Below are 22,097 nucleotides of genomic sequence, written 5' to 3'. Positions count from 1 at the left end.
TCTTTTTGTATGCAAAAATTTAAATTAAATACTTGGGTTTATTGGCCAATAAATCTTTAACTTGTGCTGATAAGCTAGGTAATGGCATCCCGAGAACGTTTTCGAGGGCATTTTCGTTATTGATGTTATTTTCTAAAATTTGTTCATGCGTCATTCCAAAGGCGACGTCTTTTTTGGCCACGCGTTCGTTTAAAGCACCGCTAGCAATTAACTTTTGCATGGCGACTTTAAAGTTGATTTGCGCAGCATCAAGGTCGGTCTTGGCTAAGTCAGCTTGATATTGTGCTAAGTCAACGGCTTGAACGGGGAAGGTTTTTCCAGTTGCTTCTTGAATGGCTTTGGCTAATTCTTTGTAAGTATGTTGGGCGCCGTGAAATTCGTAGACTTCCAGCGGATCTTGTTCCAACATGGTCATAACTTTAGCGGCACCTTCGGCATAAAAGATCTCTTCAGCCCAACCAACGGTTTCTTCACCAGTGGCATAAATAAAGGGTTCACCCGCTTGAGCCGCTTTGATTAGGGGAAGTTCGTTTTCTAAGTACCAATTATTGCGAAGAAATGAATGGGGAATCCGGGCATCAATAATCATTTTTTCCGTAGCCCGATGATCTTTAGCCAACGGAGCATCACTAGTATCGGCATGAGGAAAACTGGTATAAGCTAGGTACTTAACGCCAGCATTAGCCGCTGCCGTCACCACATTTTGGTGTTGTGCAAGGCGGGGGTGACGGGCATTTGGTTGCGAAGAGACGAATAAAACCCGGTCAATTCCAGCAAAAGCTTTTTCCATCATTTTTTCATCATCATAATCACCTTGGCGAATTTCGACCGCCGTGGGATACATTTGCTTGGCTTTTTCAACATCGCGAGCGATCACCACAATGTCATTAAATGAGACTAGCGTAAGTAATTTTAAGACAACTCGTTCACCAAAGTGGCCGGTTGCCACAGTAACAGCATATTTCATAAGTGTAATATCTCCTTTTGTGATAATTTTAGCACAAAAAAAGGCGCGGAAAGAATTCCACACCTTTAAAAAAAATACTAGTTTAGAATGAACGCACGATAAGTAAAATACCGAAGAACATAAAGTAGAATGAAAGTAAGAATAAACCAACACCCACAGCCATTCCTGGGTTTAATAAGAGTACGATTCCAAGGAATACGCCAATTACACCAAGAATTACGTTAAACCAGAAGTAACCTTTACTTTCTTGACGAACGTAACGGCTAATCCAAAGTTCAAAGAGTGAATCAAAGATGAACCAAAGGGCTAACATAATCCAGATGTAAGCTGCACCAAGTTCTGGTTTGGCAAAAATTAAACCACCTAAGACGATGTCAAGCACCGCACTAATGATTAACCAAGTAGGGTTAAGACCGAGTGCTTTATCAATCATGGTTACATCAAAAAGTTTGAAAACTCCTTCAAAGACTAAGGCAAAGGCAATGATGAAGATTAAAGTTTTTAATGAACCAACGGGATTGCGAGCCACGATTACTGACATGGCAGCAAAAATGATTCCGATTACTAAAGTAAAGGGATCAAATTTTCTTTCTGAACTAAACATATCTATTCCTCCTATGAGTTGTCTTAATACAATCTTAATTATAGCACAGTCCGATTTTACCAACCTTTAATGAATTTTAGAATTTTGTATAGTAAAATTAAGTTATGACGCAATTTGAAGTTAAATTAAGAAAGTAGATAACCTTAATTATGAAGAAATTTTTCCAATCGTTTAAATATTACTTAGCCGCGTTTCTATTGCCCATGCTAGTGGTGGTCGTAGCGTTTGGCTTGCGGGGGATTGCTCCGTTTGGGGCTAATAATCTTTTAGTTAGTGATTTAGCCACCCAGTATTTACCGTTTTTCGAATTTTTACGGAGTCAATTAGTTAATCATACGTTTAGTCTGTATTCGTTTATGTTATCTCTAGGAGATAACGCGATTCCCATCTATACTTACTATTTGATGAGTCCCTTGAATCTCTTAGTGGTACTAGTGAAAGCGGCTGATGTTCCGGTTTTAATGGAAGCGATTATTATCCTTAAAATTGGATTGATCGGGCTTTCGATGGAATGGTTTTTAAAAGTTAAATACCACCGGCAAGACGTGATGCAAATCATCGCATCTGTCACATACGGACTCTGTGGGTTTGTGGCCATGTACTTTTATGACTTTATGTGGTTAGAAGCCTTAATGATGTTGCCCTTGGTAACTTTAGGGATTGAACGACTCTTTTACAAGGGTAAATGGGGTGGCTATGTCATAGCTCTCTTTGCCATGATTGTTTTGAATTATTACATGGGCTACATGATGTGTATTTATTCAGTGATTTATTTTGTGTACTTAGTTCTTTTAAATCGTCCCAGAAAAACAGGCTTTTGGAAATATGTAAGCCAACACAAACAGATGACGATTAAGTATGTGACTAGTTCAATCATTGCGGCGATGTTATCAGGATTTATGTTGATTCCTACTATTTTAGGAATGCTTTCGACCGGAAAAAGTAGCATTGATTTGTGGACCTTTTTCCCGAAGTTTCGCTTTTTACCATCCGCATTCGTGAGTTTAGGCGTTGGTGCCACTAATTTTGTGGGCCGCCTGGATCACGAACCATCCTTGTTTGTCGGTAGTTTAGCAGCCATGGGGTTATTAATCTTTTGGTTGTCCAAACGAACGAACCGCCAATCCAAATGGGCTTCCTTTTGGCTAGTGGGCGCGATCTTCTTTGGGATGTTAATTTCTACGACCGATACGATTTGGCACATGTTCCAAATGCCCGCTGGTTTTCCGTTCCGTGAAGTTTACATGCTTAGCTTTGTAATGATTATTTTTGGTTATCAAGCTTGGTTAAACGGGAGCTTTAAAGATAATCGAATCGTAGTTAGGGCTGGAGCAATTTTAGCCAGTTTAATTATGCTTGGCTATGGCTCCGCAATCGTAGAAATCATTGCCTCCAAACGTTACCATTTCCACACGCCCTTTTATGTGGCGAACTACTGGTATATTATTCCAGCGTTATGCTTTGTTTTAGCAACCACGTTAGTCATTATTTTAGCCAATCGTTTTGGAAAACGGGTTTGGTGGTTAATGTTAGCTTTGGTTTGCTTGGAAATGGGAACCAATATGTGGATGGCCCTTGGCGGGACGCAAGAATACGGTAATCAGGCCAAATTTAAGCAGACTTTTAACCAGTCTGCCCAAATTATTAAGCAACAAACGGCAGGACAAACTGAATTTGGTCGCGCTAAAGTTAATAACCAATTGTACAGTGATAGCTTTAATATTATCTATAATCAATACAACGATTCGTTACTCTATGATTTCTTTGGGGTAAATAGTTATACTTCGTCACTTAACGTTAATACCCATGATGCCTTGGCTAATTTAGGATTGTACAGTCGAAACGAACGCCGGATTAGTGCAAACGGATCAACGCCCGTTACGGAACAATTGTTGGGAATTAACCAACAGATTACGATTGGTAAAGATGGCAGCGTGAAGACGACAAAAAATGATGATAATACCAGCTTAGGTTATGCCGTTTCTAATCAAATTAAACACGTTAAATATGATAAAACTGCGGTGTTTGACAATTTGAATACCTTTGTGCAAAAGGAAAGTAACGCCAAAACTAATTATTTTGTCGCAAACCAGATTAATGATGTTGCAGTGGAAGCCAATCAAAATGACTATCGCTACACCGTGACCATGACTCCCAAAATTAGTGGGATTCAGTACCTGGATTTAGCCACGACTAGCCCTAATCAAGAGCTTAATGTGACGGTAGATGGAAAGAAATTAGCGACTGATTATCGGCAATTAGGCTCAGAAATCATTGAGTTAGGTCACTTTGCTAAAGGTCAGCAAATCAAAGTTAGTTTTACCAGTAATAGTCGAATTTTAGAAATGGAACCACTATTTGCTGGCTTTAGAGAAGCAGAGTTTGCGAAGTTTGTGCAAGCCACGAAACCTTATCGTTTAATCGTTAAGAATCACGAAAAGCTTAAATATCAAGGGAATCAATTTACGGGAACGATTACAACGACTAAAGCACGTCCCCAAGTTGTGATTAGTATTCCGTACGATAAAGGTTGGCAAATTACGGATAACGGGAAAAATGTTCAGCCACAAAAAGTCTTGAACGGCTTAACTGGGATTGAATTAGCACCCGGAAAACATAGATTACAATTTACTTACCACACGCCAGGACTTAAAATAGGGTTAGGAATGACAATCCTTGGAATGATTGGTGTTTTATTACAATTAATTATTTTTAGACGGAAACGCAAATAGGAGATTATTATGGCTGTTACTGCATACTTAGTTCGTCACGGACAAACATACATGAACTTATACAACAAGGTTCAAGGTTGGATTGATTCACCTTTAACTGCTAAAGGAATCAAAGATGCCCAAGATGCTGGTGAACGACTAGCAAAAATCAATTTTGATGCGGCTTTCACGAGTGATTCAGGTCGGGCAATTGAAACTGGTCGGCAAATTTTAAAGAAAAATCCGAATGGAATTAACATTATTACTTATCAATTCCCTGAATTGCGGGAACAATTTCACGGTTATTTTGAAGGGGAAAACCTGGAACAAATGTGGCAATTTGTTGGTGAACAAGTACAAATCACCAATGAAGCCGGTGTTTTAGATAACTTTGGGCTAGAACGTGCTCGGGATTTGATTGCGAAGGCTGATTTATATAATAATGCCGAAGATAATCAACAATTTTGGACTCGGCTTGATCGTGGATTTGATCGAATTCGGGAAAACACTAAAGATGATGAAGTAATCTTGATTGTTTCTCACGGAATGACGATTCGTTCGATTGTTGATCGTTATGCTCCGGAACTTGATCAAGGTCAAGCTGCTAAGAATGGTAGTATCACTAAACTACGAATCTTACCGGAAACCATTGAAGTTGAATACTATAACAAACTAGACAGTGATGTTTAGATAGTCAAAAAGGTTCTGCATTTTGCGATGCAGAACCTTTTTTAGTGTTTAATTTTATGATAACTAGCCAAAAGGGCTTCTCTCAGTACTAGATCATGAGCATAAATGTAAGTCCCATAAACACCGCGTTTCATTAAGACATTCACTGAATTTAAAATGATTTGGCGTTGCATACGTTGAAATTCTGCTGGATCTTGAACATCTTTACGCCGTTTGATTGATTCAGTGTTGGTTTGTTTACTTAAATCGACTTTAATCTGATGATCATGAGGGTCAAGATAAATTGGTGGTCCTAAAATTAGACCAACGTAGTTTAAATCAAAGCCTTGGCAGGTATAAATCGAACCAACCTCGTCGATTGATTTAGGGATTTCTGCCCACGGAGTACTGGTATAGTTATATTGATCCCAAGGCATCTTGAAACCACCACGCTCTTTAATGTAGTGTTTTCCACCATCCAACGTCGAAGGATAACCAGTGGTTGATACAATCCGAGAAAGTCCCACTTCCTGATTACGTTTAACAATCTCTTTTCGCATAGCTTCGGCATCATCGTAAATGCGGAAATCATAACCATCATCTGCATCCTTAGGAATTGGGAACAGGTTTCCATTGCTAAATTCATCGACCCAGTGGACGAGGTCGGGCTTAGCCGTCATCCGAAATTGATGAGTAAGGTGATAACTTTCGTGATCATAGGGTTGTAAGATTTTATCTAGCCGCGCTTGATCCCAGTAGTTCTTGGTTTGAATAACTTGCCGCATATCAAATACCACAATTACGACTTTACTTAGTTTAATAATTTCCTCAAGCTGATTTTCGCCGTAAAAATTATTGTAGTGGTCGGGTTGGGATAACAGTAAGTGCGCTTCATCAATGATGACGACATCTGCCGTTTCATCTTTTTTGTGCATTTGATTAATAAAGGAAGTAGGGCGCAAAAAGTTTTTCTTTAAGACATGCTCCTCAGTGCCAGCAATTTGTTTATAAACCTTCAAGACTTCGGGATGATTAACTAAAAAGTAGTTTTTGGTTTGGTGAAGCGAACTCTTCGGATTATGAGCGACTTGTAGTAAATCAAAGAACAATTGACTTAAAACTACACTTTTCCCCGTACCACAATCCCCGTAGATGGTGAAAATTGAATGACCATCATGAATTCGATTTTTTGTAAAAGTTTCAATTCGGTCGACCAATTGCTGTTGTTCATCAGTTAAATGATTTAAATTAGGCGCAATTTTTTTAATGGCTTCATTATTAATTTTCATAAGAGTGCTTCTTTCTTGATTGGTAATGCCAGTTATAGAAAGTGACGATGGCAATGATAGTTGCTAACCCTAGCAAAATGAGGTAATCCAGGTCGCCACCAACTTTGGTTTTTTGAATAAATTCGAGGTGCGTAGTAGCTTGATTTTGGTGAAAAGCAATCACGGATGCTAAAATTGTCGTTCCTAATGAACCCGCATATTGTTGTAACATGTTAAAAATCGAACTAATGTCTGCCGTTTGGGAAATTGGCGCGTTGGCCTGGGCATTTGAAATCGTGTTAGAAAAACTAAGGTTAATTCCTAAGCGAAGTAAAGTAAATAAGAGCGTCAACGATAAACTAGTGGTCCATGATTCGGTAAGGTTAAAGAGGAGCATTGCTAACCAGAGCAAACAAACTCCGCTTAGGATGGGCTTGAAAGCGCCAAAGCGGTCATAAATCATACCAGAAATGGGGGAGGTAATTCCCCCAAGAATTGATCCCGGTAATAAAATTAGTCCGGCCGTTAAGGGGCTAACTCCGTAAACAATTTCCGCGTAAATCGGAATGACAAACGAAATTCCAATGTTAATGAACATCAAGGACATGTAAGTAAAGGCATCTAACCCAACAGCCAAATTTTTCATTGGAAGAAACGAAATTAATTCTGAATCACCGTGATGATTCACCAGTAAGAACACAATTAAAGTGATAATTCCCAGGCAACTTGGGAGAAGCCAGCTTGTAATGGTAGCGTCTTTCATTCCGCTTTGGTTAGCCGCCCAAACAAATAGAAAGAACGTAACTGCCATTAGCAGTAAAGCGATAAAATCAAACCGTTTTTTGGTGCCAAGGGGTTTTAGATCAATGGTTTTAGCGCCTAAAAGGATGGTGAAAAGGGCCACTGGTAGGATTATTACAAAAATATAACGCCAAGAAGTCAAGGAGGCTAAAGCTCCTCCATAGGTTGGACCGAGCGCGGGCGCCATCGAAATAACCATCGAACAAATTCCAACGTAGGTCCCAATTTTTTGTTTAGGAACGGTTGTGAAAATTACATGGTACATCATGGGCATCGAAATCCCAGTTGCGCCTGCTTGAACTAACCGACCTACTAATAAGACGGAGAAATTAGGTGCAAACAGGGAAAGTAAGTCACCAATGATGAAAAAGGTGGCAGCCACTAAAAATAAAGTTTTGATCGGGTATTTTTTTAATAAAAAGGCCATGGTCGACATGGTAATCGTCACCACTAATAAATAACCCGTGGTAATCCATTGAATCTTATCTAAAGAGACGTTTAATAATTTGGCAAGATCTGGGAAAGTAACGTTCATCGAAGTTTCAAGCAGCACCCCACAAAAGGAAAGGAGGGCGGTTGCTAAAATTGCTAATTTGTTTTTTAAAGTCACGACTGCAGAATTAATGGTTAAAACCTCCAATTATTTTTTATTTTAGTATAGCACGGCTTCCAAACAAAAAAGCCATGACATGGTCATCGCTTAATTGGCAGGTGTATTTGCTAAAGCAGCAGTTACATCTTCATTATTAATATACGTTAAATCAGCGTCAGTGGGATTTTCCATAAAAGCCACGCGTCGAGCTTGAGCTTGGAGCATGCCTTGGTAAACGTTACGGGCCCAACGTGCATTTCCTGTGGGATGATGCTCTTCAATAAAAGCGGTAACCGTTTTATCAAAATGATCTACATCCGCTAATTTAACAATGCCTTCATGTTCCATCATTTTCTTGATAATTTGCACTAATTCGGTCGTTGTATAATCCGCAAAGAAGACGCGGTTGGGAATTCGAGATCGTAAACCTGGATTATCGTTTAAAAATTCTTCCATCCGATCCGTGTAACCAGCTAGAATCACAATTAAATCTTTCCGGTGGTTTTCCATTCCGATGATTAATTGATCGATTGCTTCGTGCCCGAAATCAGTGGGACTGTCAGCGTGGGATAATTGATAAGCTTCGTCAATGAATAAAATTCCCCCAAGCGAGCTTTCAATCACTTTTTTGGTGCGGTCAGCGGTAGTCCCCGTGTAATGACCAACTAAATCAGATCGATCAGTACTGACAAATTTGTTTTCTTTAATAATCTGATTTTGTGCTAAAATGGTTCCGAAGAGTTTGGCAACCGTGGTTTTCCCAGTTCCGGGATCACCGACAAAGACCATGTGTTTACTAATTCCAGCGGGGGTCTTTAATCCACGTTCTTCACGGAGTTGGTTGATTTTAGCAATCGCAATCATGTCGGTAATTTGTTTTTTGGCTTCATCGAGACCAGTTAAATCATTCAATTCTTGTAACGCATCCACTGAGGTATCCAATTTTTCAATGTTTAAGTTAAGGTCTTCATAGGCTTTATCATCACTGTCATTGGAATCAGGGGAAGTGCTGGGTTTTAAATTAGTTAAATCACTTAAATCTAAATCAGCGATGGGGTTTTCGTCATATAGGCTGGAAGCATACGCATAACGATCATTGAACTTAGAGATATCAATGGTAGCGACGTTCGAGCTATCGTCTTGGTCGAGGGCCACTACGTCTACTAAGGGAAGTGCTTGGGTTAAAGCTTCCTGCGTAGTTTCAACCTTGAGCGGGAAGAAGAGTGACATTTGGCGCGTTTTGAAATTAATATCAAAGCCAAACGTTTTACCAATCACGGGACTCAATAAGTTGTAAAGCGTGACCAAGTTATCAGTCCAGTCGGTATAACCGCCTTCATCATTTTGCTCATGGCGATATGATTTGATGTTTTTAATTTTAAAAGTTTTGGTCTCTAAATCGCTATCGAGCTTATAGTTAGCGCGGTAGAAAAGTTGACCGTATTCTTTTAGTTCTTCGAAGGTCATTGCAGTACTCCTTATGTAGTCTTTAACCCTTTAATTCTATATTTAACGTGGAAAAATGTAAACGAAAAAGAGTCCTAAATTGAAAAACTTAGGACTCTTTTAAATTAGCTTATTTATTTAATAATTCATGATCAATGGCTTTTACGTAACTAGCCAAGCGTTCGTTAGCAGCAGCTTGTGTATCAGCTTTCACACCAACGTAGAATTTAATCTTTGGTTCAGTTCCAGAAGGACGAATTGCTAACCACGTTCCATCGGCTAACCAGTATTTCAAAACGTTTGATTGAGGTAAATCAATCTTAGTTTCGTTGCCATCTGCATCCGTTTTTACTGAAGTTTGGAAATCTTCAAGACCAACAACTTTGACACCATTGAAGTTCGTCAAAGGATGTTCTCGGAAACCTTTCATAAGATCAGCCATTTTTTGTTGACCGTCGAGCCCATCAAATTCTTCAGAAATGGTTTCTTCTTCAAAGTACCCATATTTTTTGTAAAGAGCTTGGAGACCATCGTATAGAGTTAAACCTTGTTGTTTGTAGTAAGCAGCCACTTCAGCCAATAACATGGTTGATTGTACGGCATCTTTATCACGAACGAATGGCTTGATTAGGTAACCAAAACTTTCTTCAAACCCAAATAAGAAAGTGTGGTCATGATTTTCTTCGTATTGTTTAATTTGTTCGGCAATGAATTTGAATCCGGTAAGGACGTTCTTCATTTCGACACCGTAATCATTAGCGATGTCAGTGGCTAATTCAGTAGAAACGATGGACTTAACCACGCGACCATCAGCGGGAAGGGTGTTGCTAGCTTTTTTAGCTTCCAAAATGTAGTGAAGTAAGACACTGGCGATTTGGTTACCCGTCATCAAAGTGTATTCACCATCTGGTTGCCGAACGGCAGCACCCAACCGGTCAGCATCAGGATCAGTGGCAATTAAAACATCTGCATCTTCTTGTTTCCCTAATTTGATGGCTAAATCAAAAGTTTGGGGGAATTCAGGATTAGGGAAGGGCGTAGTTGGAAATTCTGGATCAGCAATCGTTTGTTCTACGACGACATCGTAATTTTTGAAACCCGCATCAGATAAAGCCCGACGAGCAATCACTTTTCCGGTTCCGTGAAGTGGAGTATAAACAAACTTTAAGTTTTTACCGACTTCAGCAATTAAATCGTGGTTAATGTTAACCGATTTTGCTTCTGCTAAGTAAGCAAGATCAACGTCTTCCCCAATAATGTGCATTAAGTTAGCTTTACGTAAGTCTTTTTCTTCCGCCACGGTAATGCCAAATAAGTCTGTAACTTTCCGGACATAGGTTGTCATAATGTCTGATTCCTTAGGTGGCATTTGTCCACCGTCAGCCCCATAGATTTTGTAACCGTTATATTGTTTAGGGTTATGACTAGCCGTAATCATAATTCCGGCGTAAGTATGTAAATTACGAACTGCAAAAGAAAGTTCTGGAGTAGGACGGATGTCATCAAAAACAAAGGTTTTAATGTTGTGAGCCCCTAACACCCGAGCAGCTTCATGAGCAAATAACTTTGAGTTATAACGCGAATCGAAACTAATGGCAACTCCGCGGTCCCGTTCTGATTGATCAAGAGTTTCCATTAATTTTGCTAATCCTTCAGTCGCTTGGCGAACGGTGTAAATGTTCATCCGATTAGTACCAGCGCCTAAAAGACCACGCATTCCAGCTGTTCCAAAGGATAATGAAGTCCCAAACGCATCCGCTTTAGCATCGTCTTCATCTTGCATTTTATGTAAATCATGTTTTAATTCAGCAGGCATATCTGCATCATGTAACCAGGCATCATATTGTGCATCAATTTCAGTTTTATTCATTAGTAATCTCCTAGATTTAATTCGCTAATTCACTTTAGATTATAGGTTTTATCACTAGGTTAGTCAATTCAACCGTGATATGAAAGCGTTTAAATGATTTTAGTTCATGATTGTGATTAGCTGAGATGTGATATAATCAAAATAATTATAATTTTTAAGAATTACATAAAGGAGAAATTTATATGGCAGTTTTAGTTGCTGGTGGAGCCGGATACATTGGTTCACACATGGTTGATCAATTAATTAATGAAGGTTATGACGTCGTTGTTGCTGACAACCTCTCAACTGGTCATCGTCAAGCAGTTAACCCGAAAGCAAAATTTTATTTAGGGGACACGCGTGATCCTAAATTTTTAGATGATTTATTTGCAAAAGAAGACATTGAAGCCGTTATTCATATGGATGCTTTTTCATTGGTTTCAGAATCAATGAATAACCCTTTGAAATACTTCGATAACAACGTAATTGGGATGATTATCTTACTAGAAGCCATGAAACGGGCAGGGGTTAAATACATTGTCTTTTCATCAACTGCTGCTACATACGGTAATCCAGAACGGGTTCCCATCCATGAAAAAGACCACAAGGAACCAATTAACCCTTACGGTGAAAGTAAATTAATCATGGAACACATCATGAAATGGGTAGAAAAGGCCGATGGAATTCATTCTGTGGCTTTACGTTACTTTAATGCTGCAGGGGCTAAACAAGATGGTTCAATTGGTGAAGATCACCATCCAGAAACCCACTTGATTCCAATGGTGCTTAAAGTGGCTGCTGGTCAACAAGATACTTTGAAGATTTTTGGTGACGATTACGATACTCCTGATGGTACCAACGTGCGTGACTATGTGCACATTTTGGATTTAGCGGATGCCCACATTTTAGCCATGGAATACCTTAAAAAAGGTAATCCAAGTAACGTCTTTAACCTAGGTTCTTCCACTGGTTTCTCAAACAAACAAATTGTAGAAGCTGCGCGGAAAGTAACTGGTCAACCAATTCCTGCTGAAATGGCCCCTCGTCGTGGTGGTGATCCTGACACTTTAGTTGCTGATAGTACAAAAGCACGTGAAGTATTGGGTTGGAAACCAAAATTCGATAACATCGAAGATATTATTAGTACCGCTTGGACTTGGAAACAAACTCATCCAAATGGTTACGAAGATAAATAATTAAATTAACCAAAAACGAACTTTCGGGTTCGTTTTTTTATTAGCTTAATAAGACACCGTGTTGACTTAATAACAAAAAGGGGTAAAATGAATTTAAAAGTTGTTGGAGGTGGAGCGCTTGGAAAATAAAGTTCGAAAAACGAATACTGTAACTGAGATTAAAAAGGCTTTTGTTACTTTAATTAACGAAAAAGGGATTCGAGAAATGAATGTGACCGATATTACCCGGCTAGCAGGAATTGGTCGGGGCACCTTTTATACGCATTTTACCGACATTTCCGATTTATTAGAAAACATTGAAACGGAATTACTGGATAAGTTAGAAGCCGATTTGAGTGATGTGATTCCAGATGCAATGGAATGGTTAATCGTTGATAAAGGAGCCGGGCAACCCGCCCCCTTCATCATTGAAACCTTAAATAATTTTTATCAAAATCGCGAAATGATTGCGGCGTTACTAAGTGAACAAGGTGATCCGTACTTTTTAAATAAAGTTAAAAAGATTATTTTTGCTGATTTAGATCAGTCCGTGCAAACGTTAGAAGGCCAAATTGAAGTTAACGATGAACTTCCGTTGGACTACGCACGTGAATTTGTCATCGACGAACTGATGGGCATTATTGTGTACTGGATTTCCAAGCCAGAACCAGAAGAACCTAAGATTGTGGCCCAAATCATTACGAAACTACAACGCAAGGCACCAATTGATGTCTTTACTAAACAGAAGGGAATTTAAATCATGAATAAGTTCGTTAAGAAATATTCTGGGATTGCAATTATTTGGCTAGTTGCGCTAATTGCCGCCGTCGTTTTCCTCCCTAATATGGGGAATCTCGAAGCGGAAAAAGGGCAAACTAAGATTCCTAGTGATATGCAAAGTCAAGTTGCCAATAATATCGAAAAACATTGGGGTCACCACATTAGCAACACTAATCAAGTGGTTTTAATTTATAACAATGGTGACCATGCGATTACCAAAGCGCAACAAGCTAAAATTAACAATAAGATTAAGGATTTAAAAAAACACGCTGATCAGTATGATATTAAGGGAATCACATCGGTGGTTGATACACCCTCCGCTAAGGGTCAGCTAATTTCCAAAGATCAGACGACCGAATTAGTGCAACTAAACGTTTCGAAAAAAGATTCGGTGGAAAAGCTGAACCAAAAGTTGCAGAAGGGTAGCAAAATTGATGGAATCAAATCATACGTCACTGGGGCGGAAATTTTAAACGATGATATGCGTTTATCAATGGTTGACGGACTTAAGAAAACAGAAATCATTGCCGTGATCTTCATTTTGCTTGTGCTAGTGATTGTGTTCCGTTCACCCGTTGTGCCTTTGATTTCATTACTAACGGTGGGAGTTTCCTTTATTGTTTCCCTCAGTGTAGTTATGAATTTAGTTAAATTCTTTGATTTTCCGCTTTCCAACTTTACGCAAGTATTCATGGTCGTCGTGCTCTTTGGGATTGGAACCGACTATAATATCCTGCTCTATAACCAGTTTAAAGAGAATCTGGCCGATGGGATGGATAAAGTAGCGGCGACGATTAATGCGAGAAAGACGGCTGGAAAAACGATTCTTTACAGTGGAATCTCCGTTTTAATTGGTTTCTCCGCTTTGGGATTGGCTAAATTTTCAATTTATCGTTCTGGATTTGCCGTTGGAGTTGGGGTAATCGTTCTGTTACTAGTTTTACTAACCTTGAACCCATTCTTTATGGTAATGTTGGGCAAAAAAATGTATTGGCCCGCTAAGAATTTGAAAGAACAAAAACAATCAAGTGCTTTATGGGGCATTCTTTCAACTAAGTCAGTTGAATATGCTGTGCCAGCGATTATCTTTGTGTTGGTGGTCACGCTTCCATTTGTTGCTCTTGGTCATGGTAATTTAAACTATGATCAAACCATTGAATTAAGTGATAAACTTCCTTCTAAACAAGGGTTAAACGTCGTCCAAAAACACTTTAGTAAAGGGACGGCAGAACCATCCACCATCTACATTAAATCAAATCATGATTTAGCCAACGAAAAGAATTTAATGGAAATTGATCGAATTACGAACCAACTTCGTGACCGAAAAGACGTTAAAACCGTGGCTTCAGTAACGCAACCAAACGGAGTGCCATTGAATCAGCTTTACTTAAACGACCAACTCAGCACTCTAACTGGAAAAATGGGTCAAGCTAATAATGGCTTGAGTCAAATTCAACAAGGGGCTTCTAATAGTTCGTTTAATGGTGATCAATTAAAAGCAATTGGGGCCTCTGCCCAATCAATTGGACAACGACTTCAAAACATTCAGGCTTCCGCTGGGGGAAGTAGCTCAGTTTCTGGTCAACAAGTTATGGCTGAAATGCAACAACAAGCTACTGCGATGGGTTCACCATTAAACGCGGCACAAATGCAAATTATTGCGGCAGCTTTACAGCAATCTGCTGCGCAAGTGCAATCGCAACAAGCGGGCTTAAGTAGTCAACTAAATGGGATTGCCAGTGATACGCAAAACATTGGTAATAATACGCAAGCAATGGCAACGCAATTAGAAGGGGTCCAAGGTAAACTTACCCAAGCTAACCAAGGCTTGACTAAGATCTCAGATGGTTTAGGACAAGCCAACGATTACCTTACGGAATTGCAAAATTCACCAGCTGCGGCCAAAGCTTTCTATATTCCAACGGCGGTACTTGAAAGTAAAACTTTCCAAACCGCAGTAAACTCTTACCTATCACAAGATCAGCATGCGGCTCGAATCGTAGTGGTGCTTAAATCAAATCCTTCAGGAGCTGAAGCAATCAAGTCGGTTGATCAAATTCAAAACCAAGTTAAGCAAAACTTAGCGGGAACTGACATGCAAAATGCAACAGTTGCAGTTGGAGGACAAACCGCTACGATTTCTGATACGAATAAAATTGCTTCAAGTGACTTTATGCGGACGGCCGTAATTATGGTAATTGGAATTTTGATTGCCTTAATGTTTGTAACTAAGTCAATTTTGCAACCCCTTTACATCATTGGAACGTTGCTCTTGGCTTACTTAACCTCATTATCAATTACGCGCTTATTCAGTAGTATTTTCCTTGGTCAAGACATGTTGACCTGGAATACACCGTTCTTTACGTTCATTATGTTGATTGCGTTAGGAGTTGATTACAGTATCTTCTTAATGCAAAAGTACCAAAATATTTTACCAAGTGCTGCTCCAGCAACGAGAATTGTCCACGCTTCGAAATTTATCGGAGTCGTAGTGCTCTCAGCGGCTGTGATTTTAGGGGGAACCTTTGCAGCCTTGATTCCTTCTGGGGTAATGACCTTGATTCAAGTGGCCGTGGCGGTAATTATCGGATTGCTAATCTTAGTAATCATCTTACCAATCCTCATGTCAGCGGGAATTAAATTAACTTATCCAGAAGCTAAACCAAAAGCAGATCGTAAATAAAGCAAAATAAAGTCTAGCAATCGTTGCTAGACTTTATTTTTGTTTACCATCAAACAACAGAAAGAGTATGATAAAACTATCGAAAAAAATAAAATTTGAGGTGGCTAAATTGAGTTCAAATAAGAACATTATGAAAGGGATTCTGTGGGCAACCCTTGCTTCAGCATTTTGGGGAATTTCCGGAACGATTTTACAATTTGTATCGCAAGATGCTGAGATTCCCGCAGCGTGGTTTTTGTCTGTCAGAACGTTGTTCTCCGGCATCATTTTATTAGTGATTAGTGCAATTGCATACCGAGGAAAGATTTTTAACGTCTTTAAAGATCGTAAATCAATTTTATGTATTGTGGGATACGCTATTTTTGGACTTGGAGCTAATTTACTTTCCTTCTTCTTGAGTGTGCAAACGGGGAATGCAGCTTCAGCAACCATTTTGCAATATTTAGCACCGTTATTTATCTTATTAGGCGGGTTCTTTTTTATGCATCGTCGACCCAATCGCATTGATTTGCTGGTGTTTGTAATTGCCTTAGTCGGAGTGGTGCTCTCAATTACCCGTGGCGATATTAGTGAGTTGTCAATTCCACCGGTTTCCTTATTTTGGGGAATTATTTCGGGAATTACCGCGGCTTGTTACGTGGTGATTCCACGTCCCCTAATGAGCGATAACTCGCCTCTAACCGTGTTGGGTTGGGGAACGTTAATTGCCAGTTTCTTCTTTAATTTGCATCAACCGGTCTGGGTGGGGGTTCCACACTTAACGACTGGTGGTGTGATTGGAATTGCTGCAATTGTCATTATTGGAACGGTCTTACCATTTGCTTGTTTACTTCACAGCATGAAATATGCGAGTTCGGCAGATGTTAGTTTGGTCGATGCCGTGCAACCAGTGATGACCTTTATTCTAAGTGTGCTCTTTTTACACACTCAGATTAGTCTCATGGAAGTCGTGGGATCAGCGCTAGTGGTAGTTGCCATTTACATTTTGCAAAATTACAAACGAAAATTAGCAACGAAAGATGAATTAAAATCATAGTGAGGACTTATGGCTGATAAATATAATGTGCTGCGTTTCGTTGGCGTGCCCGTTGAACAGGATGGTTCGGGAAATTATCAAATTAAACGTGACGCTCATGGTGAATTTAAATTACACGAATGGCGGATTGGCAAACACACTAAGGGGAAATTTCGGCAAGTTGGCCAAGTTTTTCTGACGGAAAATCAGATGCGTGTTGCAATTCTGGCTAGCTTTAAGGTATCCTTTAAGAAGCGCCATCAGTACACACCAATGGCTCGCTTTTTAAGTGATGACGTATCACCAGAAGTGGTTTCGGAGGCTAGTACCAAATTACTTGGTGAAAAATAAGGAGTTTTAAAAATGTTTAACAAGATTAAAGGGATGAGTAACACCGCCAAAGGGCTTGCTTTAGCAGGTTTTGCCTCAGTTTCTTGGGGATTTGCGGGAGTAATCACCCAGTTCGTTTCCCAAAATGCCTCAATTCCAGCACCCTGGTTCTTAGCAGCCAGAACTACTGGAGCCGCAAGCATTCTATTGCTAGTGAGTGCGATTTTCTATAAAGGAAAGATTTTTAATATCTTTAAAAGTTGGAAATCAATCATTGCCTTAGTTTGTTATGGATTGTTCGGGTTAGCGGCTAACATGGGGAGTTTCTACGTTAGTATTCAAGATGGTAATGCTGCGGCAACGACCATTTTGCAATATTTAGCGCCATTATTTATCTTAATCGGAGCCTTTATTTTCCAACACAAGAAACCAGCTAAAATTGACTTCATCGTGTTTGCGATTGCGATTATTGGGGTTTTCTTATCAATTACGAAAGGTGATATCAGTCAGCTTTCAATTCCAATGGATTCCTTCATTTGGGGCTTGATTTCCGGGCTTACGGCAGCACTTTATGTGGTTTTACCACGTAAATTAGGAAAAGATAATCCACCAATCGTCGTGATGGGATGGGGAACTTTAGTGGCTAGTATTGCCTATAACCTTAATCATCCAGTGTGGACGGATGTTCCGCATTTAACCACCGGAGCTGTTTTAGGGGTTTGTGGGATTATTTTCTTTGGAACGTTGTTAACCTTCTCAACTTTAATTTTTGCCACCCGGTTTACCACTTCGGCAAATATCAGTTTGATGGATGCGTTACAACCAGTTTCGACCTTTATCTTGAGTGTGATCTTCTTCAAGACGGCTTTAAGTTTAGCTGAAGTAGTCGGAGCAATCTTGGTAATCTTAGCTATTTACCTTCTTAAGTATTCACCAACCGATGAAGAAATTTTAAATCAAAAATAAATGCTGAAATCTTTGCTTAGGCAAAGATTTTTTATTTTGCAGAAAAATGCTGGCCCATTTTGGGTTATACTAATCGTATGGCTTAAATTTGGGTAAGGGGATTTAAAATGAAAAAACAAGATGGAGTTTCGTTAATTGGACTAATCATGCTAGTGATTAGTGCCTCAATTGGAGCAGGGATTTATAATGCTAGTGAGCAACTGGCAGCAGTAGCGACACCGGGGCCAGCGTTATTGGCGTGGTTAATTACCGGAATTGGAATTTTTGGCCTCGCCATGAGTTTAAAATCATTAAGCGAAACCAATCCTGATTTAAATGGAATGGCAGAATATGCACAAAAAGGGTTTGGGAACTTCGTCGGCTTTATTTCTGGTTGGGGCTATTGGTTATCGTCATGGATTGGAAGTGTCGCTTTTGCCACCATGATGATGTCAGCGGTTGGCTATTTTATTCCTAGTTTTCGTTCGGGTAATTCAATTCCAGCAATCATTGTGGCTTCCGTCATTTCCTGGTTCTTAACTTATTTAGTATCACGCGGAGTGGAAAACGCCGCCTTTATTAACGTGTTCATTACCATTATTAAACTAATTCCGTTATTAGCTTTTGTATTGCTCGGAATTGCCTTATTTAAAACTAATGTTTTTACGGCCCATTTTTGGGATAACTTTACGACTAACTTTACTTATTTAAAAGCCACGCCGAGTGGAATTTTTCAGCAAGTTAAAGGGTGTTTAATTACTATGATGTGGGTTTTTGTCGGGATTGAAGGGGCAACGACCATGACCGGACGTGCGCACAAAGCATCTGATGCAAGTAAAGCTACTATTTTAAGTTTTGGGGCACTCTTAATTATCAACGTGGTAATTTCGATGTTGCCATATGGCTATTTAACCCAAAGTCAATTAGCGCACGTTAATAACCCCGCGCTGACCTACGTGGTTAAAGACATGATTGGACCTGTCGGTGGTACGCTAGTTAGTCTTTCCTTGATTATTACTATTTTTGGTTCCTGGTTATCCTGGACTTTGCCGCCAGTAATTGCGACGGCCGAAATGGCAGAGAAGGGAATGTTACCCCACTGGTTTGCTAAGTTAAACCAGCACCAAACCCCGATTAATTCACTGATGTTAACGCAAATTTTATTACAACTGTTCTTAGTCTCACTAATCTTTTCTGAGCAAGCCTATAACTTTGCGATTTCTCTATGTACCGCCGCCATGGTGGTTTGTTATACCTTGGTAGCGGCTTATCAAATTAAAGTTGGTTATCAGGCTAAATCATTTAAACTGATGTTTCCAGGTTTATTAGCGTTTGGGTTTGAAGTCGCTGGAATTACCTTTGCCGGGCTGCAATACCTTTGGTTATGTGCGATTGCGTATGTGCTAGGGTTTGCCTTTTACATTAAAGCGGCTCAAGAAAATCAACGTCCGATTAATGCCAAAGAATGGGGATTAATGATTTTGGTAACGATGGTTGCAATTACAGCGATCATTGGCTTAGCATTAGGTAAAATCACTTTGGCCTAAAAGTTTTAGTTGCAAAGCTCAAAAGTGCTGTATACTTATTAAAAATAACTTGTGAGGGACGTTTTTCAATGTGGACAATTAAAAAATATCAGAGATGGATAATCATTGGACTAATAAATTTAGTGATGCTAGCCTTATTAATTTTGGGCTGGGTTAATTTAGATACGCTAAATAAAAATCAGCAAAAACTCAGTGATGCTCAAACTAAATATGAGATGTTGAAAAAATCATTGGACGAAATGACCGCTGATGATGTTACTTATCAAGAAAATTTGTCTTATCAAAACATGAAGACGATTGCAAAGACCAATAATGCCTCCTTAACGGAGAGTATGAAAATTATTTTTGGGAACTACCCAACGCCCGCACAAAATCAGGAGGCCGTTGCTAAGTTAACCAAGCACTATATGACCAAGGAAGATGCGGAAGCTTTGCTAGGTTCGGTCAATCATTACACACGTCTAAACGATATCAAAATTTATAATTATAGTAATGATGAAGCTAAAAAAGAGCACTACTATTACTCAAATGTAACCGTAACTTACTACGGCAGACGGGGAAACCACCTGAATACGAACCATTACTTATTTAAGGTGACTTTGAATCATCAAGATTTAAACTCTAATAAAATCCGGTTTCACTTAATTCAAAGTTTTCGAGGTGATCGTCATGGTAAATAAATTTAAAATTGCGTTTGCCAACCATAATTTAATGATTACAATCCCACTGATTTTAATTGTCGTTTTAGCGATTGGAAATCTTTATTTATTGAAGCAAAATCAGCAAGTTACCCAAAAGATTACAGCAGAAAATAAAGCCATTACCAAAGTAAGTAATGACTTTACCAAAAAGTATAAAAAAATTGCCAAAAAGGCGGAACAAGAATTTAAAGCCACCCATACCGATCCTTTAAATCAATAAAATTTAGCAGCAAAAAAAGGCTTGTTGAGAAGTAATTCTCAGCAGGCCTTTTAGTTTAATTTATTTTTTAAGAAGTTTTTCAGCTTCAGCTTTAACATCAGCATCACTCATGTCTAAGTATTTCTTCATTGCTTCTTCGGTTTTAATGGTATCTTTAGCATTGCTTTGCATGTAGTAGTCCCATAAAGCATCACGAATTGGCATGTCACTATCTGACCAATCAAATACTTGGTTCATGTGTTCATCTAACATTGTGTTTTCTTCAAATTTTTCAGCCATCTTCATCTATCTCCCTTTTCTTTATGTACAACTATATAATAGTTCTTTTTTAGCAAAGGGGTTAGTAATATGCTTAGATTATTGTTTGAAATTTTTTAAGCCCGGTAGAGTCATCATCACAGTGAAACTAATGAGATACAGGATTGATAAAAAGAGCATTACGACGATTAAACTGTAGTGTTCCATGATAATCCCAATTACTAATGATGACATTCCTCCAATGGCCCGACCAACGCCGACAATAATGTTGTTGGCGCTGGAACGAACTTCGGTTGGATAAAGGCGACTAACAATGGCACCATAACCACCATACATTCCGTTGGCAAAGAAGCCGACGACTGCTCCAATGATGAGTAAAAGTCCAATCGAATGGGCAAGGGCTAGGGCGTAAACTAAAGCAGCTGAAGCCAATAAGAAAATTCCAAATGATAACCGAGGTCCCATTTTATCGAAGATGGTTCCAAAGGTCATCATGCCGACGCTCATTCCGAAAATCGTTGAAATCATCCACAGCGATGAACCCCTTACACTCAAGTGACTTTGCTGTTCGACAATGGAAGGCAACCAGTTCATTAGCCCAAAGTAACCGGCAATTTGGACCGTTGTCATAATCATTAAACCAATGGTAGTCCAAGCAGTGGCTGCATCAGCAAACATATATTTTTTAATGGCTTGCATGGTAGTAATTTCACGATCAGCTTGGGCGTGCAAGAATTCTTCAGACTCTTGAATGTGCCGTCTAACGAAAAAGACGAGGACAATTGGAATTAAACCAAAGAGGTAAAGGGCGTGCCAGCCGAGAGCAGGTACCACAAAGGCAGCTAAAATGGCAGCAGCCACGGCCCCTAATTGACCACCAACGGAAGCGATTGATGACATTTTTCCTAGTGTTTTTTTCGGAAAAGCTTCTGCAATCAAGGTAATTCCTAGTCCATATTCTCCCCCAGCACCAATTCCGGCGATAAACCGTAAAAGATAGATGGTAGAGATATTGTTGGCAAGGCTCATTAAAGCAGTGGCAAACGCAAAGACGAAAATTGTATAAGTAAAGGTTTTAACCCGACCAAACCGATCACCAATTAAGCCAAATAAAACTCCTCCTAGTAACATTCCCCAGTTGGTAATGGTTCCGATTAAACCGGCTGCCCCAGCAGAAACGTGTAGCGAAGCAATGATTGAACTCATGGTAAACGAAAGAAAAAGCACATCCATATTTTCTAACCCAAACCCTAAACTTGATGAAGTTAACACCAGTTTTTGGTTTCGCGTTAGCGGGGTGTGCTCAGTTGCGTGTTGATTCATAAAATTTCCTCCAAAGTAAGGCTCGCAGGCCCTAGTTATTTGTTGCTCTTAGTATTGTGGCATAAACCAACATTTGTGACAAGGTTGACTTGTACAAGTAGCATAATTATATTATAATTCTCACAACAAATTAATTGGTTCAGAGAAGCCAAATTGAATTGAAAACGAATTTAATTCTACAAGACTACTCTCTGAAACCAGTGGGTAGTCTTT

General features: G+C 39.3%; 19 protein-coding genes. 11 read left to right on the top strand and 8 right to left on the bottom strand.

Annotated elements, in window-relative coordinates; genetic code table 11:
• Window positions 1–19: 19 nt before the first annotated feature.
• Both ACEPSS_RS01220 and ACEPSS_RS01215 read right to left on the bottom strand, forming a co-directional pair.
• Window positions 20–967, bottom strand: a complete 948-nt coding sequence (locus tag ACEPSS_RS01220) for an NmrA family NAD(P)-binding protein (RefSeq protein WP_395319447.1) — start codon at window positions 965–967, stop codon at window positions 20–22.
• Between the two features lie 82 nt (window positions 968–1,049).
• Window positions 1,050–1,571, bottom strand: a complete 522-nt coding sequence (locus tag ACEPSS_RS01215) for an HdeD family acid-resistance protein (RefSeq protein ID WP_395319445.1) — start codon at window positions 1,569–1,571, stop codon at window positions 1,050–1,052.
• A gap of 149 nt (window positions 1,572–1,720) precedes the next feature.
• On the opposite strand from ACEPSS_RS01215, the gene ACEPSS_RS01210 reads away from it, so the two are divergent.
• Both ACEPSS_RS01210 and ACEPSS_RS01205 read left to right on the top strand, forming a co-directional pair.
• Entirely contained in the window at window positions 1,721–4,303 is a 2,583-nt protein-coding gene (locus ACEPSS_RS01210) for a YfhO family protein (protein WP_395319443.1), read from the top strand.
• Window positions 4,304–4,312: 9 nt separating this feature from the next.
• Entirely contained in the window at window positions 4,313–4,972 is a 660-nt protein-coding gene (locus ACEPSS_RS01205; protein WP_395319441.1) for a histidine phosphatase family protein, read from the top strand.
• 41 nt (window positions 4,973–5,013) lie between these two features.
• On the opposite strand, the gene ACEPSS_RS01200 is transcribed toward ACEPSS_RS01205, so the two are convergent.
• The 4 genes from ACEPSS_RS01200 to ACEPSS_RS01185 all read right to left on the bottom strand — a co-directional run bounded on the left by ACEPSS_RS01200 (window position 5,014) and on the right by ACEPSS_RS01185 (window position 10,874).
• The gene (locus tag ACEPSS_RS01200; protein ID WP_395319439.1) at window positions 5,014–6,240 is read right to left on the bottom strand and encodes a DUF2075 domain-containing protein; all 1,227 of its coding nucleotides are present in this window, start codon (window positions 6,238–6,240) and stop codon (window positions 5,014–5,016) included.
• Entirely contained in the window at window positions 6,230–7,630 is a 1,401-nt protein-coding gene (locus tag ACEPSS_RS01195) for an MFS transporter (RefSeq protein ID WP_395319437.1), read from the bottom strand. Before ACEPSS_RS01195 ends, ACEPSS_RS01200 begins: the two co-directional genes overlap by 11 nt.
• Window positions 7,631–7,720: 90 nt before the next feature.
• Window positions 7,721–9,079: an AAA family ATPase gene (locus ACEPSS_RS01190; protein WP_395319436.1), complete on the bottom strand. Its 1,359-nt coding sequence runs from the start codon at window positions 9,077–9,079 to the stop codon at window positions 7,721–7,723.
• A gap of 109 nt (window positions 9,080–9,188) precedes the next feature.
• Window positions 9,189–10,874, bottom strand: coding sequence for a phospho-sugar mutase (locus ACEPSS_RS01185; protein WP_395320443.1), 1,686 nt, complete (start codon window positions 10,872–10,874; stop codon window positions 9,189–9,191).
• 236 nt (window positions 10,875–11,110) lie between these two features.
• Between ACEPSS_RS01185 and galE the strand changes: the two genes are divergently transcribed.
• From galE to ACEPSS_RS01140, 9 genes are all read left to right on the top strand, one after another.
• Window positions 11,111–12,103, top strand: coding sequence for a UDP-glucose 4-epimerase GalE (gene galE, locus ACEPSS_RS01180; RefSeq protein WP_395319434.1), 993 nt, complete (start codon window positions 11,111–11,113; stop codon window positions 12,101–12,103).
• Window positions 12,104–12,221: 118 nt separating this feature from the next.
• On the top strand, window positions 12,222–12,839 hold the full coding sequence (locus ACEPSS_RS01175; protein WP_395319432.1) for a TetR/AcrR family transcriptional regulator: 618 nt from the start codon (window positions 12,222–12,224) through the stop codon (window positions 12,837–12,839).
• 3 nt (window positions 12,840–12,842) lie between these two features.
• Window positions 12,843–15,545 carry an MMPL family transporter gene (locus ACEPSS_RS01170; RefSeq protein ID WP_395319430.1) on the top strand — a complete coding sequence of 901 codons (2,703 nt, stop codon included), beginning with the start codon at window positions 12,843–12,845 and terminating at the stop codon, window positions 15,543–15,545.
• 67 nt (window positions 15,546–15,612) lie between these two features.
• Window positions 15,613–16,581: a DMT family transporter gene (locus ACEPSS_RS01165; RefSeq protein WP_395319428.1), complete on the top strand. Its 969-nt coding sequence runs from the start codon at window positions 15,613–15,615 to the stop codon at window positions 16,579–16,581.
• 9 nt (window positions 16,582–16,590) lie between these two features.
• Window positions 16,591–16,911, top strand: a complete 321-nt coding sequence (locus ACEPSS_RS01160) for a DUF7671 family protein (protein WP_395319426.1) — start codon at window positions 16,591–16,593, stop codon at window positions 16,909–16,911.
• A gap of 12 nt (window positions 16,912–16,923) precedes the next feature.
• The gene (locus ACEPSS_RS01155) at window positions 16,924–17,856 is read left to right on the top strand and encodes a DMT family transporter (protein ID WP_395319424.1); all 933 of its coding nucleotides are present in this window, start codon (window positions 16,924–16,926) and stop codon (window positions 17,854–17,856) included.
• Window positions 17,857–17,963: 107 nt separating this feature from the next.
• A complete protein-coding gene (locus tag ACEPSS_RS01150; RefSeq protein WP_395319422.1) occupies window positions 17,964–19,382 on the top strand; it encodes a basic amino acid/polyamine antiporter in 1,419 nt (472 codons plus the stop codon).
• Window positions 19,383–19,450: 68 nt separating this feature from the next.
• On the top strand, window positions 19,451–20,062 hold the full coding sequence (locus ACEPSS_RS01145; RefSeq protein WP_395319421.1) for a hypothetical protein: 612 nt from the start codon (window positions 19,451–19,453) through the stop codon (window positions 20,060–20,062).
• Window positions 20,052–20,303, top strand: a complete 252-nt coding sequence (locus ACEPSS_RS01140; RefSeq protein ID WP_395319419.1) for a hypothetical protein — start codon at window positions 20,052–20,054, stop codon at window positions 20,301–20,303. Before ACEPSS_RS01145 ends, ACEPSS_RS01140 begins: the two co-directional genes overlap by 11 nt.
• A 60-nt stretch (window positions 20,304–20,363) precedes the next feature.
• Here the strand turns inward: ACEPSS_RS01140 and ACEPSS_RS01135 are convergent, their stop codons facing one another.
• Together ACEPSS_RS01135 and ACEPSS_RS01130 are read right to left on the bottom strand one after the other, a co-directional pair.
• Window positions 20,364–20,582, bottom strand: coding sequence for a hypothetical protein (locus tag ACEPSS_RS01135; protein ID WP_395319417.1), 219 nt, complete (start codon window positions 20,580–20,582; stop codon window positions 20,364–20,366).
• Window positions 20,583–20,660: 78 nt separating this feature from the next.
• Window positions 20,661–21,884 carry an MFS transporter gene (locus ACEPSS_RS01130; protein WP_395319415.1) on the bottom strand — a complete coding sequence of 408 codons (1,224 nt, stop codon included), beginning with the start codon at window positions 21,882–21,884 and terminating at the stop codon, window positions 20,661–20,663.
• Window positions 21,885–22,097: the final 213 nt, after the last annotated feature.

It is taken from the genome of Fructilactobacillus frigidiflavus (assembly GCF_044054575.1).
In the GTDB taxonomy this organism is placed as follows: Bacteria; Bacillota; Bacilli; order Lactobacillales; family Lactobacillaceae; genus Fructilactobacillus; species Fructilactobacillus frigidiflavus.
This window is presented reverse-complemented; position numbering and strand designations above follow the sequence as displayed.

Bases quoted from the DNA above. Each gene is read 5' to 3' on its own strand.
- ACEPSS_RS01220 (WP_395319447.1), bottom strand. From the start codon at position 967: ATGAAATATGCTGTTACTGTGGCAACCGGCCACTTTGGTGAACGAGTT.
- ACEPSS_RS01215 (WP_395319445.1), bottom strand. From the start codon at position 1,571: ATGTTTAGTTCAGAAAGAAAATTTGATCCCTTTACTTTAGTAATCGGA.
- ACEPSS_RS01210 (WP_395319443.1), top strand. From the start codon at position 1,721: ATGAAGAAATTTTTCCAATCGTTTAAATATTACTTAGCCGCGTTTCTA.
- ACEPSS_RS01205 (WP_395319441.1), top strand. From the start codon at position 4,313: ATGGCTGTTACTGCATACTTAGTTCGTCACGGACAAACATACATGAAC.
- ACEPSS_RS01200 (WP_395319439.1), bottom strand. From the start codon at position 6,240: ATGAAAATTAATAATGAAGCCATTAAAAAAATTGCGCCTAATTTAAAT.
- ACEPSS_RS01190 (WP_395319436.1), bottom strand. From the start codon at position 9,079: ATGACCTTCGAAGAACTAAAAGAATACGGTCAACTTTTCTACCGCGCT.
- ACEPSS_RS01185 (WP_395320443.1), bottom strand. From the start codon at position 10,874: ATGCCTGCTGAATTAAAACATGATTTACATAAAATGCAAGATGAAGAC.
- galE (WP_395319434.1), top strand. From the start codon at position 11,111: ATGGCAGTTTTAGTTGCTGGTGGAGCCGGATACATTGGTTCACACATG.
- ACEPSS_RS01170 (WP_395319430.1), top strand. From the start codon at position 12,843: ATGAATAAGTTCGTTAAGAAATATTCTGGGATTGCAATTATTTGGCTA.
- ACEPSS_RS01165 (WP_395319428.1), top strand. From the start codon at position 15,613: ATGATAAAACTATCGAAAAAAATAAAATTTGAGGTGGCTAAATTGAGT.
- ACEPSS_RS01160 (WP_395319426.1), top strand. From the start codon at position 16,591: ATGGCTGATAAATATAATGTGCTGCGTTTCGTTGGCGTGCCCGTTGAA.
- ACEPSS_RS01155 (WP_395319424.1), top strand. From the start codon at position 16,924: ATGTTTAACAAGATTAAAGGGATGAGTAACACCGCCAAAGGGCTTGCT.
- ACEPSS_RS01150 (WP_395319422.1), top strand. From the start codon at position 17,964: ATGAAAAAACAAGATGGAGTTTCGTTAATTGGACTAATCATGCTAGTG.
- ACEPSS_RS01145 (WP_395319421.1), top strand. From the start codon at position 19,451: ATGTGGACAATTAAAAAATATCAGAGATGGATAATCATTGGACTAATA.
- ACEPSS_RS01140 (WP_395319419.1), top strand. From the start codon at position 20,052: ATGGTAAATAAATTTAAAATTGCGTTTGCCAACCATAATTTAATGATT.
- ACEPSS_RS01135 (WP_395319417.1), bottom strand. From the start codon at position 20,582: ATGGCTGAAAAATTTGAAGAAAACACAATGTTAGATGAACACATGAAC.
- ACEPSS_RS01130 (WP_395319415.1), bottom strand. From the start codon at position 21,884: ATGAATCAACACGCAACTGAGCACACCCCGCTAACGCGAAACCAAAAA.